1 pseudogene is annotated in these 303 nt (G+C 73.9%); it reads right to left on the bottom strand.

What is annotated here, in order from left to right:
• Positions 1-303: pseudogene (locus KWI83_RS37950) on the bottom strand (acetyl-/propionyl-CoA carboxylase subunit alpha); the annotation flags it as partial.

Below are 303 nucleotides of genomic sequence, written 5' to 3'. Positions count from 1 at the left end.
CGGAACTCCTCCAGGGCCCGCGCGGCGCGCTGCAGGGCCTCCTTGCGGGTGCGGCCGGAGACGATCAGCTTGGCCAGCAGTGAGTCCCAGGCGGGGCCGATCACCGAGCCGGACTCCACACCCGCGTCCAGCCGGACGCCCGGACCCGACGGCGGCGCGAACAGCGTCACCGTCCCCGGCGCGGGCAGGAAACCCCGCCCCGGGTCCTCGCCGTTGATCCGGAACTCGAACGAATGGCCGCGCAGCGGCGGGTCGTCGTACCCCAGTTCCTCGCCGTCGGCGATCCGGAACATCTCCCGCACC

The sequence above is a fragment of the Streptomyces sp. TRM70350 genome (assembly GCF_019219825.1).
In the GTDB taxonomy this organism is placed as follows: Bacteria; Actinomycetota; Actinomycetes; order Streptomycetales; family Streptomycetaceae; genus Streptomyces.
Note: the sequence above shows the minus strand (reverse complement) of the source record. Positions and strands in the feature narration are given on the sequence as shown.